The organism is Pseudoalteromonas sp. 2CM39R (genome assembly GCF_023161845.1).
Genome location: NZ_JALNTM010000008.1, coordinates 262,707 through 278,177 on the forward strand (window position 1 = coordinate 262,707; position 15,471 = coordinate 278,177).

Sequence of the window (15,471 nt, forward strand, 5' to 3'; positions counted from 1 at the left end):
TTTGAGCAATCAATAAAGCCGCTAATTGCGGCTTTATTTATCAAGCAGGCTCATGCTTTGCTAAATCGACTTCAGCAACCGTTTGATTTTTACCTTGCGATTTAGCGCGGTAAAGCCGTTTATCGGCAATGTTCAAACAGTGATCCATGCTCTCATCAGCGACGCGCACGTACAAGCCAATACTTAAGGTAACATGAAACCGATGCTGGCCGCTCGTAAATGGTTTTTCAGCGAGCTTCTTATGAATTTTTTCAGCGACTTTTCTGGCTCTGAGCTCATGCCCTGTTGGGATCACAATTAAAAACTCTTCGCCGCCCCAACGGGAAATAACATCTTCTTCTGTGCATACGTTCTTAAATACATCAGCGAAAAATATTAGTACCTCATCGCCCACTTGATGACCGTAGGTATCGTTGATTTGTTTAAAGTTATCAACATCCATCAGCAAGAACACTGCCCCTTCGCCAAAGCGCTTATTTTGCAAGCATTCTGTTGCGTAGCGACGGTTAGCGAGTTCTGTCATTGCGTCAGTACGAGCCAGCTTTTGATTAAGCTTAAGTTGTTCCATTAACTGCAAACTGTATTTGTTACGGTAATATTCGTAGAAGCCAGCCAAAATACATAAAATCGAGAAACACAGCATGACCCGAGTAGGAAAGTAGTGACTCGGATAACTGTAATAACCAAATTGATCGGTAAAATAGAAAAGCACCGAGATAATACTGGCAAGCAAGATAAGATCAAATGCTCCGCGCTTTAAACCACGAATAAAAAAGGTCACGGGAGATACAATAAATAACCACAATGGTCCCGTGCCATTACTACCTCCAGAGACAATTAAAAAACACATCATCGAATAGAGGGCGTACAGCATAAGTACTGCGATGGTTTCGTCACGATTTTTAATGACAAAAGGTGAGGCAAACACAAATCCGCCAATAATCAATAAATAGCTAAGGGCATGGTAACCATCTTGATAGCTGGTGATCGCCATTAAAAACGAGGTGATCGAACCAATAAATGCAAAAACACGTAAAAATCGTGCTTTATCTTTGTCACTTGCATTCACTGTATCAATCACAATTTCACCTTAGATTTCTTGATCAATCTCAATAATACCAATCCGCAATAATACTTAATCATTTTGAGGGATTAAACCTGTCGCTACCTGCGTTAAAAATTTCTGATTTAGAACAACTAAATAACGAAATTTTTGCCTTGTTATCAACGAGGTTTTATTGCCTCAAAATAGACCACTTTATTAAGCGAATTGGTATAACTTTAACACAAATATATAAATTAGAAGGAATTTGCCAGTATTAAAACAATTAAAAAGAAAAAAGTATGATAAAAAATAGGCATAAAAAACGAGCCATTTGGGGCTCGTTTTTAATTTAAACAAAAGCTAATAACTAAAGGTTATTATTCTGGTTCATAGCCCAAATTAGGCGACAACCAACGCTCAGCTTCTGCAAGAGTCATGTTGGTACGCTTAGCGTAATCTTCTACCTGATCTTTTTGAATTTGCGCCACTGCGTAGTACTTAGCTTCAGGGTGAGAGAAATACCAACCAGAAACCGCCGCACCCGGCCACATTGCATATGAACTGGTTAGCTTCATGCCAATACGCTGTTCGGTATTAAGTAACTGCCAGATTTTCTTCTTCTCTGTATGTTCAGGACAAGCAGGATAACCTGGCGCAGGGCGAATACCTTGGTAGTTTTCACGAATAAGTTCATCGTTCGATAGATTTTCATCTACCGCATAGCTCCAATACTCTTTACGCACTTGCTCATGCAAATATTCAGCAAACGCCTCAGCCAAGCGATCTGCAACGGCTTTAACCATAATCTTATTATAATCATCTTGCTTAGCATCAAAGGCATCGGCAAGGTCGTCTTCTTCAAGACCACCAGTAACCGCAAAAGCACCAAAGTAATCAGGAGTGCCTTTTGGCGCAATATAATCAGCTAAACAGTAGTTAGCAAAGTCGGTTTTTTCCGTTTGCTGACGTAAATGACACGATGTAGTTAAAAGCGTTGTACGCGACTCATCGGTGTAAATCTCAATGTCATCCCCTACTCGGTTTGCAGGGAATAAACCAATGACACCTAGAGGTTGTAGCGCACCTGATTGCTCAAGCTCATCAAGCATTGCGTTGGCATCAGCGAATAAGCTTTTAGCCTGTTCACCTACAATTTCATCTTCAAGAATACGTGGGTACTTACCAGCGATTGACCACGTCATGAAATAAGGAGTCCAGTCGATGTACTGTCTTAACGTCGCAATCGAAACATCTTTAAACTCAGTCACACCCAGCTTTTTCGGCACAGGTGGTGTGTAGTTGTCCCAATCAAGTTTTACAGCGTTGTCGCGGGCACGCTGTAAAGTAACTGGTTTTGAGCGCGGCTTTTTACGTGCTTGTTGTTCACGTACTTTTTCATACTCAGCCTTGGTTTTCTCTAAAAATGCCGGCTTTAACTCTTTCGACAATAAATTAGAAACCACCCCAACAGCGCGGCTGGCGTTATTTACATAAACCACACCTTTATCATACTGAGGCTCAATTTTAACCGCAGTATGCGCTTTAGAGGTTGTTGCACCACCAATCAGTAACGGTAATTCAAAACCACGACGGGTCATTTCTTTAGCAACATGCACCATTTCATCAAGTGATGGGGTAATCAGCCCTGATAAACCAATAATGTCGGCTTTTTCGTCAATGGCGGTTTGCAAGATTTTCTCTGCTGGCACCATCACACCAAGGTCAATAACCTCGTAGTTATTACATTGCAGTACAACGCCTACAATGTTCTTACCAATGTCGTGTACATCGCCCTTAACAGTTGCCATAACCACTTTACCATTGGTTGCGCCCTCTTCTTTTTCGGCTTCAATGAAAGGGTCAAGATAGGCAACGGCACGCTTCATCACACGTGCAGACTTAACAACCTGCGGTAAGAACATTTTACCCGCGCCAAATAAGTCACCTACTACATTCATGCCGTCCATAAGCGGGCCTTCGATCACTTCGATAGGCTTAGCTTTGCTCTTGCGGCACTCTTCGGTATCTTCATCGATGTATTCGGTAATGCCTTTTACTAACGCATGTTCTAGGCGCTTTTCAACAGGCCAAGTACGCCATTCTAAATCTTCAACTTTCTCTGCTTGCGCCATACCTGAGTACTTTGGTGCAAGTTCAACAAGTCGCTCACCAGCACCTGGGTCGGTATTGAGGATCACATCTTCTACAGCTTTGCGCAGCTCTTCAGGGATATCGTCGTAAACCGCTAATTGGCCCGCATTTACAATGCCCATGTCCATACCCGCTTTAATCGCGTGGTATAAAAACACAGAGTGAATAGCTTCACGTACTGGGTTATTACCACGGAACGAGAACGACACATTCGATACACCCCCCGACACTTTACAGTGCGGTAAGCCTTGCTTAATTCGACGCGTACCTTCGATAAACTCAACAGCGTAGTTATCGTGCTCTTCAATGCCCGTTGCGACGGCAAAAATGTTCGGGTCAAAAATAATGTCTTCTGGCGGAAAGCCAATATCATCAACGAGTATTTTGTAACTACGCTGACAAATCTCGAACTTACGATCAGCAGTTTCTGCTTGTCCGGTTTCATCAAACGCCATTACAACCGCAGCAGCACCAAAGCGTTTAATTAACTTAGCTTGGCGGATGAACGGCTCTTCACCTTCTTTAAGTGAAATAGAGTTAACAATGGCCTTACCTTGAATACACTTTAAGCCTGCTTCAATCACGTCCCATTTAGATGAGTCGACCATGATAGGTACTTTTGAGATATCAGGCTCTGAGGCAATTAAGTTTAAAAACTTTATCATCGCCGCTTTCGAGTCCAACATGGCTTCATCCATGTTGATATCAATCACTTGCGCGCCATTTTCTACTTGTTCACGGGCAACATCGAGAGCGGTCTCGTAATCTTCTTCCATGATCAAGCGCTTAAACTTAGCCGAGCCTGTTACATTGGTACGCTCACCGACGTTAGTAAATACAGCAATTTGGTCAGTCATGTCGGTTTCCTAGTTTAAGTTACACGCTTCAAGGCCCGATAAGCGCATACGCACTTCAAGCTCAGGTAATTGGCGAGGCTTTACACCTTCAAGGCCTTTCGCAAATGCCTTAATATGAGCCGGTGTGGTACCACAACAACCACCTACAATATTGATAAAGCCAGACTTGCCCCAGTCGATAATTTCTTTTGCCATTTCAGGGGCTTCTAAATCATATTCGCCAAACTCGTTCGGTAAACCGGCATTTGGATGCACCGAGGTAAAAGTTTCACAAACGCGCGATAACTCTTCAACATACTGGCGCAGTAAGTCAGGGCCAAGGGCGCAGTTAAGGCCAATTGATAGCGGTTTGATATGACGGATTGAGTTATAAAATGCTTCTGTGGTTTGCCCTGATAAAGTACGGCCAGAGGCATCGGTAATGGTGCCCGAGATCATCACAGGTAAACTACGACCAGCTTGCTCGAATGCTTCTTCTACAGCGAACGAAGCCGCTTTTGCATTAAGGGTATCAAAGATGGTTTCTATTAAAATAAGATCAGCACCACCTTCCATTAATGCCAGTGTTGACTCAACATACGCAGCCACCAGCTTATCAAAGTTGATATTACGATAACCTGGGTCATTTACATCTGGTGAAATAGAACAGGTTTTTGACGTTGGCCCAAGTACACCGGCTACATAACGCGGTTTGCTAGGATCTTTTGCTTCAAGTTCATCACACACGCTGCGTGCAAGCTTCGCTGACTCGAGGTTGATTTCGCGGCTAAGGCTCGCCATATCGTAATCTTCCATCGAAATAGTCGTGGCATTAAAGGTGTTGGTTTCGATGATATCGGCACCGGCTTCTAAGTAAGCACGGTGAATATCAGCAATGATTTTTGGCTGAGTTAGGCTTAATAAATCGTTATTGCCTTTAATAAGTACGTGCCAGTCTTTAAAGCGCTCACCGCGATAATCCGGTTCTTCTAATTTATATTCTTGGATCATGGTGCCCATCGCGCCATCGAGGATTAAAATTCGCTGTTTCAGCGCCTCGGTTAATTGTTCGCGTTTATTCACTGCATTACTCGGCATAGTTGTTAGTCCTTACATCTTGGCTAACTAAGTTAATATCATACGGTGTAGTTTGGTACACATAATAGTTTAACCAATTCGAAAACAATAAAAAGGCATGGCTTTGCCACGTTTTCGACGGTTCGTTGTCTGGGTTATCGTCAGGAAAGTAATTTTCTGGCTTAGGTGCATCCGCTGATTTTTCTTGGTCACGTAAATACTCCCCTTTTAAGGTATGAGCATCGTACTCTGGATGGCCAGTAATATACACTTGGCTGCCTGATTTATTTTTAATTAAGTAGGCACCTACTCGCTCTGATCCGGCAAGCACCACCAGCTCTTCGCAGGCATTGATCTTATCGATATCAATATGACCATAACGAGAATGTGGCACTAAAAAGGTATCATCAAAGCCACGTGTTAGCGCTGCATGGTCAAAATAGCTTTTATGGGTAAATACGCCACTGAGTTTGTTTGGTTTCAGATCACGTTTGAGGCCATAGTGATGATAAAGACCGGCATGGGCAGCCCAACACGAAAACAGCGTAGACGTAACATGCTGCTCTGCCCAATCTAAAATAACTTTTAGTTCGTCCCAGTAAGCAACTTCGTCATACTCTAAATGAGCAAGCGGCGCGCCTGTTATGATCATGGCATCGTAGTTATTATCTTTCACTTCTGAAAAATAACGATAAAACGTATCCATGTGCTGTTCAGAGTTACTACTGGTGCGATGGGTATCTAAGCGCAACAGCTCAACATTAACTTGCAGCGGTGAGTTTGCTAACAAGCGAATAAACTGCACTTCGGTTTCAACTTTGTTTGGCATTAAGTTTAAGATGGCCAAACGCATTGGGCGGATTTCTTGCGTTTTAGCACGACTTTTTGGCATTACAAACACGTTTTCTTGACGTAACTTTGCAATGGCAGGCAATTCATCTTTTACTGTAATGGGCATAGCTGGCTCCGAGCATACTTATCTGACTGCTAATTATGAACGGATAGTTAGAAATTTCAACCTCTAGATGTTTAGATGTCCAAATGAATTTTAATTGTTTGAAAGCAAAGCCCATAAAAGCCTGTTTCGTTGACGTATACGCGACAGAGCCTCTACAATATACGCTGTTAATTTTTCTTATAAATTGAAGGCTCCTTTCATGGTGTTACCAGATAAGTTTATATTCTCGATGAGTCGAGTTTCTAAGGTTGTGCCACCTAAGCGCACTATCTTAAAAGATATTTCTTTACACTTTTTCCCAGGCGCAAAAATTGGTGTGCTAGGTCTTAACGGTGCAGGGAAATCAACGTTACTTCGCATTATGGCTGGTGTTGACCAAGACTTTGAAGGTGAAGCTCGCCCTCAACCAGGCACTAAAATCGGTTACTTACCGCAAGAACCTGTACTAGACGAAAGCAAAACAGTTCGCGAAACAGTTGAAGAAGCAGTAAGCGAAGTTAAAAATGCTCTAAATCGTCTTGATGAAGTATACAACGAGTATGCAATGGACGGTGCTGACTTCGATGCACTTGCGAAAGAACAAGGCGAACTAGAAGCTATCATCCAAGCACACGATGGTCACAATATCGACAACGTGTTAGAGCGTGCAGCTGATGCATTACGCCTTCCACCTTGGGATGCAAAAATTGAACACCTTTCGGGTGGTGAGCGTCGCCGTGTTGCGATCTGTCGTTTACTACTTGAAAAACCAGATATGCTTATTCTTGACGAACCGACCAACCACTTAGACGCTGAGTCAGTTGCTTGGTTAGAGCGCTTCTTACACGACTACGAAGGTACCGTGGTTGCTGTAACCCACGACCGTTACTTCTTAGATAACGTAGCAGGTTGGATTTTAGAACTTGACCGTGGTGAAGGTATTCCTTGGGAAGGTAACTACTCATCGTGGCTTGAGCAAAAAGATTTACGTTTACAACAAGAACAGAAATCTGAAAAAGCACGTCAAAAATCAATCGCACAAGAACTTGAATGGGTACGTTCAAATCCGAAAGGCCGTCAAGCTAAGTCTAAAGCACGTATGGCACAGTTCTCTGAGCTTCAGCAAAACGATTACCAAAAGCGTAACGAAACGAATGAACTATTCATTCCACCGGGTCCACGCTTAGGTGACCAAGTTATCGAAGTTAAAGGCCTGAAGAAGAGCTTTGGCGACCGTGTATTAATCGATGACTTAAACTTTGCAATGCCGAAAGGCGCTATCGTAGGTATCATCGGTGCCAATGGTGCGGGTAAATCAACGCTATTCAAAATGCTAAGTGGTGAAGAAACGCCTGATAGCGGTGAGATCATTGTTGGTGACACAGTTGAGCTTGCAACGGTTGATCAGTTCCGTGGCGACATGGACGAAAGCAACACTGTTTTCCAAGAAATCTCTAACGGCCAAGACGTATTAAAAATTGGTAACTTTGAATTCCCAAGCCGTGCCTATGTTGGCCGCTTTAACTTCAAAGGTAACGACCAACAAAAATTCGTTAAAGACCTATCAGGTGGTGAGCGCAACCGTTTACACCTAGCTAAGCTATTAAAAGCAGGTGGCAACGTATTACTACTGGATGAGCCAACCAATGACCTAGACGTTGAAACACTACGTGCACTTGAGAACGCTATTTTAGAGTTCCCAGGCTGTGTAATGTGTATCTCGCATGACCGTTGGTTCCTTGACCGTATTGCTACACATATTCTTGATTACCGTGACGAAGGCCAAATAAACTTCTTCGATGGTAACTACACAGAATACGAAGAGTGGTTGAAGAAAACCTTAGGCGCAGAAGCGGCACAACCTAAGCGTATTAAATACAAAAAAATTGGCTAATTAGCTGATACTCTAAAAGCCCCTATTTAGGGGCTTTTTTGTTGCATTAAGCTTTACTATCACTCACTCCATTATGATCTATACTCATTAATACCAATTCGTTTAATTAAGTGGTCTATTTTGAGGCAAGGAAACCTCGTTGATAGCAAGGCAAAAATTTCGTTATTTAGTTGCTCTAAATCAGAAGTTTTTTACGCAGGTAGCGACAGATTTAATCCCTCAAAATGATTAAGTATTATTACGGATTGGTATACGTTAATAAAGTTGGAGATACAGCTATGAATGAACGCAGAGAGTTTTCGCGGGTATTATTTTCTTGCCCTGCGATCCTTCGTATCGAAGATAACGACTATCACTGTCAGTTACTTGATTTATCTTTGCAAGGTGCGCTAATTACTAAAAGTGATTCATTTTTAGTGCCTATTCATAGTAAAGCTGACTTAATCTTTACCCTGCCAGAGTCAACCATCGAGATTAAAATGCAAGTGGAGCTGTGCCATGTTGAGCATCAGCATGCAGGCCTTCGCTGCGAACATATCGATATTGATAGTATTACTCACTTAAAACGATTGATTGAGCTCAATCTGGGCGATGAAGCATTATTACATCGCGAGTTAGCTCATTTAATTCACGCGCCAGAGTAAACATTTGTCGGTAGATTCGTTATGCTGTAGCAAATTCAGCTATTCAATGAGCTATGCAGTTAAATCCCCACTTACCCTTGGTGTATCACCCAAATTACTCGTTTAGTTTCGATCCTAACCATCGCTTTGTGATGAGTAAGTTTGCTTATTTATATGAGCATGTACAAAACCTTGGATTAATAAATGACAACCTAACTCAACCGATGCTTGGCAGCCCTGAGCCCCTTGAATTAGTGCACTGCGAAAACTATATCCACGACCTTCGGCACAACCGCTTAGATGAAAAAGCGATGCGCCGTATTGGCTTACCTTGGTCAAAAGAGCTGATGGCACGTACCTTTACTGCGCCTCTAGGCACCTTACAAACAGCACGTTTAGCACTTAAACATGGCATTGCTTGTCACTTAGCGGGTGGCACTCATCATGCCCATACTGATTTTGGCTCAGGCTATTGCATGGTAAACGACCTCGCTTTTACCAGCGAAACCCTGATAAAAAGTGGTGAAGTGACCAATATACTTATTTTTGATTTAGATGTTCATCAAGGTGATGGTACCGCAGCAATGCTGGCGCATCAGCCCTACGCCTATACTTGCTCTATTCACTGTGAAAAGAATTTTCCGTTTCGAAAATCAGCCAGCGATTTAGACATAGGTTTAGCACCGAATGTCGCTGATAGTGAATACCTAGGCGTTGTTGACGATACTCTGAGTTATTTATTAAACACCCTAAACCCAGATTTAGTGCTTTATGATGCAGGTGTAGATGTATGGCAGCAAGATGGCTTAGGAAAACTTGATATAAGCTGGCAAGGGATAGCGCAACGAGACTATTTAGTTCTCAAACGTTGCCTTGAGCACAATGTACCTGTCGCAACAGTAATTGGTGGTGGTTATGATAAAGACCATCGCCGTTTAGCGGCTCGTCATGGCATTGTGGTAGAGCAAGCTGCTCGATTTTAAAAACAACAAAGAAAAAAGGCCCGGTGGAGAAAAAACCGGGCCTTTGCTACTGTAACATTGGGATATGTTAGCAACTTTTTTCTAAGTTAAAACAAGTAGCTGTGGAGCTACCGAATGGTAATCTAAAGCCATCGCTATGCTCAAAACCGTGATGTTTACAATTGAAAAAGCAAACACTTGGCGCGCCCAGCCGCTTACGTCTATATTGCGACGATAGCCACGAAGCGCCATTAGCAACCACCAAAAACTCGTTGTACAAGCTACAGCCATAAAGGCTAAACCTGTATAACCACTAATGGTTAATAACATCACAACCAACGCATACACGGCGATATATAAAACAATGTGATGCTTTGCCTTCTCGATCCCCTGCGCTACTGGTAACACAGGAATTCTGGCCGCTTGGTAGTCGTTATAACGAAAGATTGCAATTGCATATGAATGAGGCATTTGCCATAGACTAAACATAACCAATAAAATCACAGCACCAGCATCAAACTGCCCAGTTACGGCACAATAACCCACTACAGGCGGTACTGCGCCAGATAAACTTCCTACAAAGGTGCCGTACACAGAACGACGTTTCATATATAAGCTGTACACACCTACGTAGATGACGTAACCAAAAGTAGCAAATAAGAGTGCCACTACGTTGGTATACACAGCTAATAACCCGAAACCAATAACACCAAGCACGATGCCATGTGCCATAGCCGCCTTTGCTGACATTTCGCCAGTCACTGTGACGCGTTTGCGAGTGCGCGCCATAGCAACATCAATATCACGATCAATTACGTTATTGATCGCGCATCCTGATGCCACTACTAAAGATAACCCTAGTAAGGTTGCGATCATTAACCATGGGTCAATATCACCGCGAGAGGCTAGCAAGAATCCCCCCGCGACAGAGATCAAATTGCCCATGATAATGCCAGGTTTAGTGACATTTAAATAACGTCGAAACACTTCCTCGACTCCTCTAATTTTCAGCACAAACGCAATATTACGAAAGAAACTAGTTAGTAACAGACTGTGAGAACTGGAGACACAACCTCAGACTAACCAGCTCCTTTCGTAAATCTTTTTACCAATTACCAAGTAATTGTTATTAGTACATCATCATGGCGTTCGATTCGTAGATGATCCACACCGACAAACCAACCACCATTACAATGATTAAAGCACTAAAGATAAACGACAATGAACTTGCCTTGCCGTCTTCAGTTTTGAAGTTTAGGTGTAAGAAATATTTCAAATGCACCCAAATTTGCACAATCGCCATGCTCACGATGCACCATGCAGTGGTCGTTTTAGAAAACGAACCACTCATCACAGCCCAAAATGGAATAGCCGTTAAAACCACTGACAATACAAAACCAATTAAATAGTCTTTAACGCTGCCATGTGATTGTTCATTTTGTGCATGAACTTCTAAGTTATTCATTACATGTGATTCACTGTGGCTCATTACATTGCTCCCATTAAATAAACAACGGTAAATACACAGATCCACACCACATCTAAGAAATGCCAAAATAGGCTTAAACAACTTAGGCGTGTCACTGTTTGTGGGTTTAAACCACGGCGCACAACTTCAATCATCAGGACAGTCATCCAAATAAGACCGGCTGTTACGTGAAGACCGTGTAAGCCCACTAAAGAGAAGAACGATGTTAAAAAGGCACTTTGCTGTGGGCCATTACCATGTGCAATTAGGTGATGAAATTCGTATACTTCCATACCAATAAACACTGCACCAAAGGCAAAGGTAACCAGCAACCAAGTTAATGTAGCCGCCTTTTTCTGCCCATGAGCCGAAATCATCGCAAAACCAAAAGTGATACTACTAAGTAGTAGAGCTGCAGTTTCAACCGCAACAAAATCAAGTTCAAAAATGTCTTTACCCGACACACCGCCAGCAGTGTTCATGAACAATACTGCGTAGGTTGCAAAAAATGATGCAAACAACAAACAGTCAGTCATAAGGTAAAGCCAGAAACCAAATACGGTGTTACCACCTGTATCGTGGTGCTCATGGTCATGTGCATCAACATGACCTTGTGCGCCGTTTAAGGTGTCGAGTCCTGCAGAAATGGTACTCATGCATTCACCTCCTTAGTAGCGGCTGTATGGTGAGCCGTTTCTAGTTCAACAATTTCATCTGGTTGCACGTAGTAATCAACATCGCTGGTGTAACAACGTTTGATAAACACCACGATTGCACCCAGTAAACCAAAGGCTGCAAGCCACCAAATGTGCCAGATCATGGCAAAACAGAAGGTTGTTAAAGCTGCGCTCATTAATACACCTGCCGATGTATTCTTTGGCATATGAATTGGGCTATAAGAGGCTTCTTGCTTGTAAGCTAAGCCTTTTTCTTTCATGTCTGTCCACGCATCGATGTCATCAACATGTGGGATTTTCGCAAAGTTGTAGTACTGCGGAGGTGAAGCAGATGCCCACTCAAGGGTATGACCGTTCCACGGATCGCCCGTTGTATCATCAAGTTGCTCGCGGTTTTTGAAGCTCACTACAAGTTGTACAACTTGGAACAAGATACCGAACATAATGATCACCGCACCGCCAGCTGCAATGTATAACCAAATGTTCCAATCAGGGTTGTTTGTGTGGTTTAAGCGACGTGTCATACCTAAGAAACCAAGTACGTATAACGGCATAAATGCCACGAAGAAACCAATTAACCAGCACCAGAAAGATCTTCTGCCCCAGCTCTCGTCAAGTTTGAAGCCCATTGCTTTAGGGAACCAAAACGCAAAACCAGCTAAATAACCAAATACCGCACCACCAATGATGGTGTTATGGAAGTGAGCGATTAAGAATAAGCTGTTATGTAATACGTAGTCAGCACCAGGAATAGCAAGTAACACGCCGGTCATACCACCGATAGTGAACGTCACCATAAAACCTAAAGTCCAAAGGACAGGCACAGTAATACGTAAACGACCACGATACATAGTGAATAACCAGTTAAACAACTTAACCCCGGTCGGCACCGCAATAACCATGGTCATAACACCAAAGAAGGCATTAACGTTAGCGCTTGAGCCCATAGTAAAGAAGTGGTGAAGCCAAACGATGAAACCTAAAATCGAAATTGCACCGCTTGCATAAACCATCGACTTATAACCAAACAGGCGTTTACCCGCAAACGTTGAGATAACTTCTGAGAAAATACCAAATGCAGGTAAGATCAGAATGTAAACCTCAGGGTGACCCCATGCCCAGAATAAGTTGATGTACATCATCGCGTTACCACCTAATTCATTCGTGAAGAAGTGGAAATCGAGATAACGGTCAAGCGTTAGCATTGCTAGTACAGCCGTTAAAATTGGGAACGATGCAGCAATTAAGATATTCGCCCACGTGCATGCCCAAGTAAAAATAGGCATTTTCATTAATGTCATGCCTGGTGCACGCATTTTAAATACAGTCGCTAAGAAGTTTACCGATGTTAATAAGGTACCCAAGCCGGATATCTGCAAGGCCCATATATAATAGTCGACCCCGACACCTGGACTGAATGACAACTCTGACAACGGTGGATATGCCACCCAACCCGTTTTCGCAAACTCACCAAAGAATAATGAGATATTGATTAGGATTGCGCCGCCAGCAGTTAACCAAAAGCTAAGGTTATTTAAGAATGGGAATGCAACATCACGGGCACCAATTTGCAGCGGTAAAATGATGTTCATTAAACCAATCATAAACGGCATCGCCATAAAGATGATCATGATCACCCCGTGTGCCGTAAAGATTTGGTCATAGTGCTCTGGTGGTAAGTAACCACTTGCACCGCCGGTAGCCATTGCTAATTGCAGTCGCATCATAATGGCATCCGCGAAACCACGGAAAAGCATGATAAGCGCAAGAATGATGTACATGACACCTAAACGCTTATGGTCAATTGAGGTGATCCAGTCGTGCCAAATCACGCCCCACTTTTTATATTTTGTTACTAAGCCTGCCACTAACAGACCTAAGACAGCAACAACCGTCATGGTAACCATGATAATTGGTTCATGAAACGGGATTGCGTCTAATGTTAATTTACCTAACAACGACATGATTATTCCTCGTCCTCGCTGTGCTTCTTATGAGCTGAGTGCTCTGGCATAGCGTGTTGCATTGCACCGTGAGAGCCATGCGCTTGCATATATTTCATTACGATTGAATGGAACATATCTTTATCTACGCTGGCATAGTATTTAACTGGGTCGTATTCACTTGGTTTTGCAAGTTCAACATAGCTTTGCTTAGTCAATGCAGAACCGGTATTTTTTACTTTGTTTACCCAAGCATCGAAATCAGCTTCTGTGGCTGTTGCAATGGCATCAAACTTCATACCAGTGAAACCTGCACCACTGTAGTTAGCAGAAAAGCCTTTAAAAGTACCCGGCTCATCAGCGATTAAGTGAAGCTTTGTTTCCATACCGGCCATTGAGTAAATTTGGCTACCAAGCTGTGGAATGAAAAACGAGTTCATGGTGCTTTCTGAGGTGATCTTGTACTGCACTGGCACATTGGCAGGAAAAACAAGCTCATTCACTGTGGCGATGCCTTGCTCTGGATAAATGAATAGCCATTTCCAGTTCAAAGAAACAACCTCAACAGTAAGGTGCTTACCTTTACCCTCAAGTGGTTTATATGGGTCAAGTTGTTGCGTTGACTGCCACGTGATCACACCTAAAATCGCAACGATGATGATAGGAATGGTCCAAACTACAGCTTCAATCTTATTAGAGTGCGCCCACTTTGGAGCGTAAATTTCTTGATCTCGTCCATCACGGTATTTCCATGCAAAATAAATTGTCATGGCAATAACTGGAATCACAACAATCAGCATTAACACCGTAGCTACGATAATTAAATACTTCTCGTCGACACCAATTTGACCTTTTGGATCGAGTACCCCGCCTTTACAGCCAGACAAAGCCAGCACTAAAGACGCTAGAGCAATATTACAAAGGTTTCGAATTGACAAAGGAATATCCTACAACCTAAAAGTTAACACTTGTCGAAATAAGAACACGACGCTTTTCTGCAACAGATGCTACAGATATCCCTCGGCTGACTAACGAGCACGACAAATAGGCACGCTAAAAAGTGAGGGATTTTAGGTTGGCTGACTGAAATTTGGGCGTAAAAATCCCACTAGGTGCTTAGTAAAGACAACTTAGAAAATGACTAAAATGGCTGAACTTAAGCAACAAAGCTTATTTACAGACAACCACTTACACGAGGAGGAGCACGACAGCCATGAGCGCTGTGTACTACTAAAGACTTTATCGTTTCACGTGCAGCGAAGGCCGCTTTACGTAAAATGACACCTGCACGACGCGCAGGGAAGAAATGGAAGACCAACCAGCATAAACCAATAAGTAATTGGCAAGACACCACTGGGTAAGCTAAAAAACTCAACACGTTAAGCAATGGTGTTTCGTATAAAGCACCTTCGCTTAATAAGCTTCTTAACCCTTGAGCATCTTCTAATGTACCGTTGATTAGCATCGCTGAATTAATCAGCAACAAGGCTAAAACTGACATTAGCTCTTTACCAGCAAAAAACGCACGCGCAGCCAATTGCAACCTAGCTAAGCTAGACTGTTTGACACCTTGTGACTGATTAATTGCTCGCAAAACTCACGCCTTTTTATCGCTTTTACTGCATTTGAGGTAAGTGGCTTACCCTATTTTTAAATGCGGTAACATGATCTTCATCAATAAAGTTTCAGTAATTACTGAAATTTCGATGTGGAGTATAACAAAGTCAACAGACGGTACAAGTAGAATTTAACAGCACACGGTTAAGTATTGTTTATCAGCTTGATAAAAAACTGTAAAAAAACCAACTTATTAAAGCTAAGCCTTTAAAAGTAATACTGTATTTTATATAGCGAAATG

General features: G+C 42.6%; 13 protein-coding genes. 3 read left to right on the forward strand and 10 right to left on the reverse strand.

Annotation, left to right across the window (positions count from 1 at the left end):
* Positions 1-40: 40 nt before the first annotated feature.
* The 4 genes from MTF66_RS38605 to metA form a co-directional block, all read right to left on the reverse strand.
* Entirely contained in the window at positions 41-1,081 is a 1,041-nt protein-coding gene (locus MTF66_RS38605; protein WP_248528027.1) for a GGDEF domain-containing protein, read from the reverse strand.
* Between the two features lie 341 nt (positions 1,082-1,422).
* The gene (metH, locus tag MTF66_RS19325; RefSeq protein ID WP_248528030.1) at positions 1,423-4,053 is read right to left on the reverse strand and encodes a methionine synthase; all 2,631 of its coding nucleotides are present in this window, start codon (positions 4,051-4,053) and stop codon (positions 1,423-1,425) included.
* A 9-nt stretch (positions 4,054-4,062) separates the two neighbouring features.
* Positions 4,063-5,130: a homocysteine S-methyltransferase family protein gene (locus MTF66_RS19330; RefSeq protein WP_248528034.1), complete on the reverse strand. Its 1,068-nt coding sequence runs from the start codon at positions 5,128-5,130 to the stop codon at positions 4,063-4,065.
* Complete coding sequence (metA, locus tag MTF66_RS19335; protein ID WP_062566720.1) at positions 5,120-6,067, reverse strand: homoserine O-succinyltransferase; 948 nt, start codon at positions 6,065-6,067, stop codon at positions 5,120-5,122. The genes MTF66_RS19330 and metA overlap by 11 nt, the downstream gene beginning before the upstream one ends.
* 199 nt (positions 6,068-6,266) lie before the next feature.
* Here metA and ettA point away from each other — a divergent pair, with 199 nt between their 5' ends.
* The 3 genes from ettA (at position 6,267) to MTF66_RS19350 (ending at position 9,546) form a co-directional block, all read left to right on the forward strand.
* Positions 6,267-7,940 (forward strand): energy-dependent translational throttle protein EttA, encoded by a 1,674-nt coding sequence (gene ettA / locus MTF66_RS19340; RefSeq protein ID WP_054562291.1) that lies wholly within the window; start codon positions 6,267-6,269, stop codon positions 7,938-7,940.
* Positions 7,941-8,218: 278 nt separating this feature from the next.
* Positions 8,219-8,584 carry a PilZ domain-containing protein gene (locus MTF66_RS19345; RefSeq protein WP_055020656.1) on the forward strand — a complete coding sequence of 122 codons (366 nt, stop codon included), beginning with the start codon at positions 8,219-8,221 and terminating at the stop codon, positions 8,582-8,584.
* 53 nt (positions 8,585-8,637) lie between these two features.
* Positions 8,638-9,546: a histone deacetylase gene (locus tag MTF66_RS19350; protein ID WP_248528036.1), complete on the forward strand. Its 909-nt coding sequence runs from the start codon at positions 8,638-8,640 to the stop codon at positions 9,544-9,546.
* 81 nt (positions 9,547-9,627) lie between these two features.
* Here MTF66_RS19350 and cyoE read toward each other — a convergent pair whose 3' ends face one another.
* From cyoE to MTF66_RS19380, 6 genes are all read right to left on the reverse strand, one after another.
* Entirely contained in the window at positions 9,628-10,512 is an 885-nt protein-coding gene (gene cyoE / locus MTF66_RS19355; protein ID WP_054554292.1) for a heme o synthase, read from the reverse strand.
* A 142-nt stretch (positions 10,513-10,654) separates the two neighbouring features.
* Positions 10,655-11,014 (reverse strand): cytochrome o ubiquinol oxidase subunit IV, encoded by a 360-nt coding sequence (cyoD, locus tag MTF66_RS19360; protein ID WP_175080008.1) that lies wholly within the window; start codon positions 11,012-11,014, stop codon positions 10,655-10,657.
* Positions 11,014-11,649 carry a cytochrome o ubiquinol oxidase subunit III gene (gene cyoC, locus MTF66_RS19365; protein ID WP_248528038.1) on the reverse strand — a complete coding sequence of 212 codons (636 nt, stop codon included), beginning with the start codon at positions 11,647-11,649 and terminating at the stop codon, positions 11,014-11,016. Before cyoC ends, cyoD begins: the two co-directional genes overlap by 1 nt.
* Positions 11,646-13,634 carry a cytochrome o ubiquinol oxidase subunit I gene (cyoB, locus tag MTF66_RS19370; protein WP_248528041.1) on the reverse strand — a complete coding sequence of 663 codons (1,989 nt, stop codon included), beginning with the start codon at positions 13,632-13,634 and terminating at the stop codon, positions 11,646-11,648. Before cyoB ends, cyoC begins: the two co-directional genes overlap by 4 nt.
* A 2-nt stretch (positions 13,635-13,636) precedes the next feature.
* Positions 13,637-14,551 (reverse strand): ubiquinol oxidase subunit II, encoded by a 915-nt coding sequence (gene cyoA / locus MTF66_RS19375; protein WP_054562298.1) that lies wholly within the window; start codon positions 14,549-14,551, stop codon positions 13,637-13,639.
* Between the two features lie 236 nt (positions 14,552-14,787).
* The gene (locus MTF66_RS19380) at positions 14,788-15,207 is read right to left on the reverse strand and encodes a hypothetical protein (protein ID WP_055197879.1); all 420 of its coding nucleotides are present in this window, start codon (positions 15,205-15,207) and stop codon (positions 14,788-14,790) included.
* Between the last annotated feature and the right edge of the window lie 264 nt (positions 15,208-15,471).

What these genes read in the sequence shown, in the direction of transcription:
- ettA (WP_054562291.1), top strand. Translation starts at nt 6,267, where the DNA reads ATGGTGTTACCAGATAAGTTTATATTCTCGATGAGTCGAGTTTCTAAG.
- cyoD (WP_175080008.1), bottom strand. Translation starts at nt 11,014, where the DNA reads ATGAGCCACAGTGAATCACATGTAATGAATAACTTAGAAGTTCATGCA.
- MTF66_RS19350 (WP_248528036.1), top strand. Translation starts at nt 8,638, where the DNA reads ATGCAGTTAAATCCCCACTTACCCTTGGTGTATCACCCAAATTACTCG.
- MTF66_RS19345 (WP_055020656.1), top strand. Translation starts at nt 8,219, where the DNA reads ATGAATGAACGCAGAGAGTTTTCGCGGGTATTATTTTCTTGCCCTGCG.
- cyoC (WP_248528038.1), bottom strand. Translation starts at nt 11,649, where the DNA reads ATGAGTACCATTTCTGCAGGACTCGACACCTTAAACGGCGCACAAGGT.
- MTF66_RS19330 (WP_248528034.1), bottom strand. Translation starts at nt 5,130, where the DNA reads ATGCCGAGTAATGCAGTGAATAAACGCGAACAATTAACCGAGGCGCTG.
- metA (WP_062566720.1), bottom strand. Translation starts at nt 6,067, where the DNA reads ATGCCCATTACAGTAAAAGATGAATTGCCTGCCATTGCAAAGTTACGT.
- cyoB (WP_248528041.1), bottom strand. Translation starts at nt 13,634, where the DNA reads ATGTCGTTGTTAGGTAAATTAACATTAGACGCAATCCCGTTTCATGAA.
- metH (WP_248528030.1), bottom strand. Translation starts at nt 4,053, where the DNA reads ATGACTGACCAAATTGCTGTATTTACTAACGTCGGTGAGCGTACCAAT.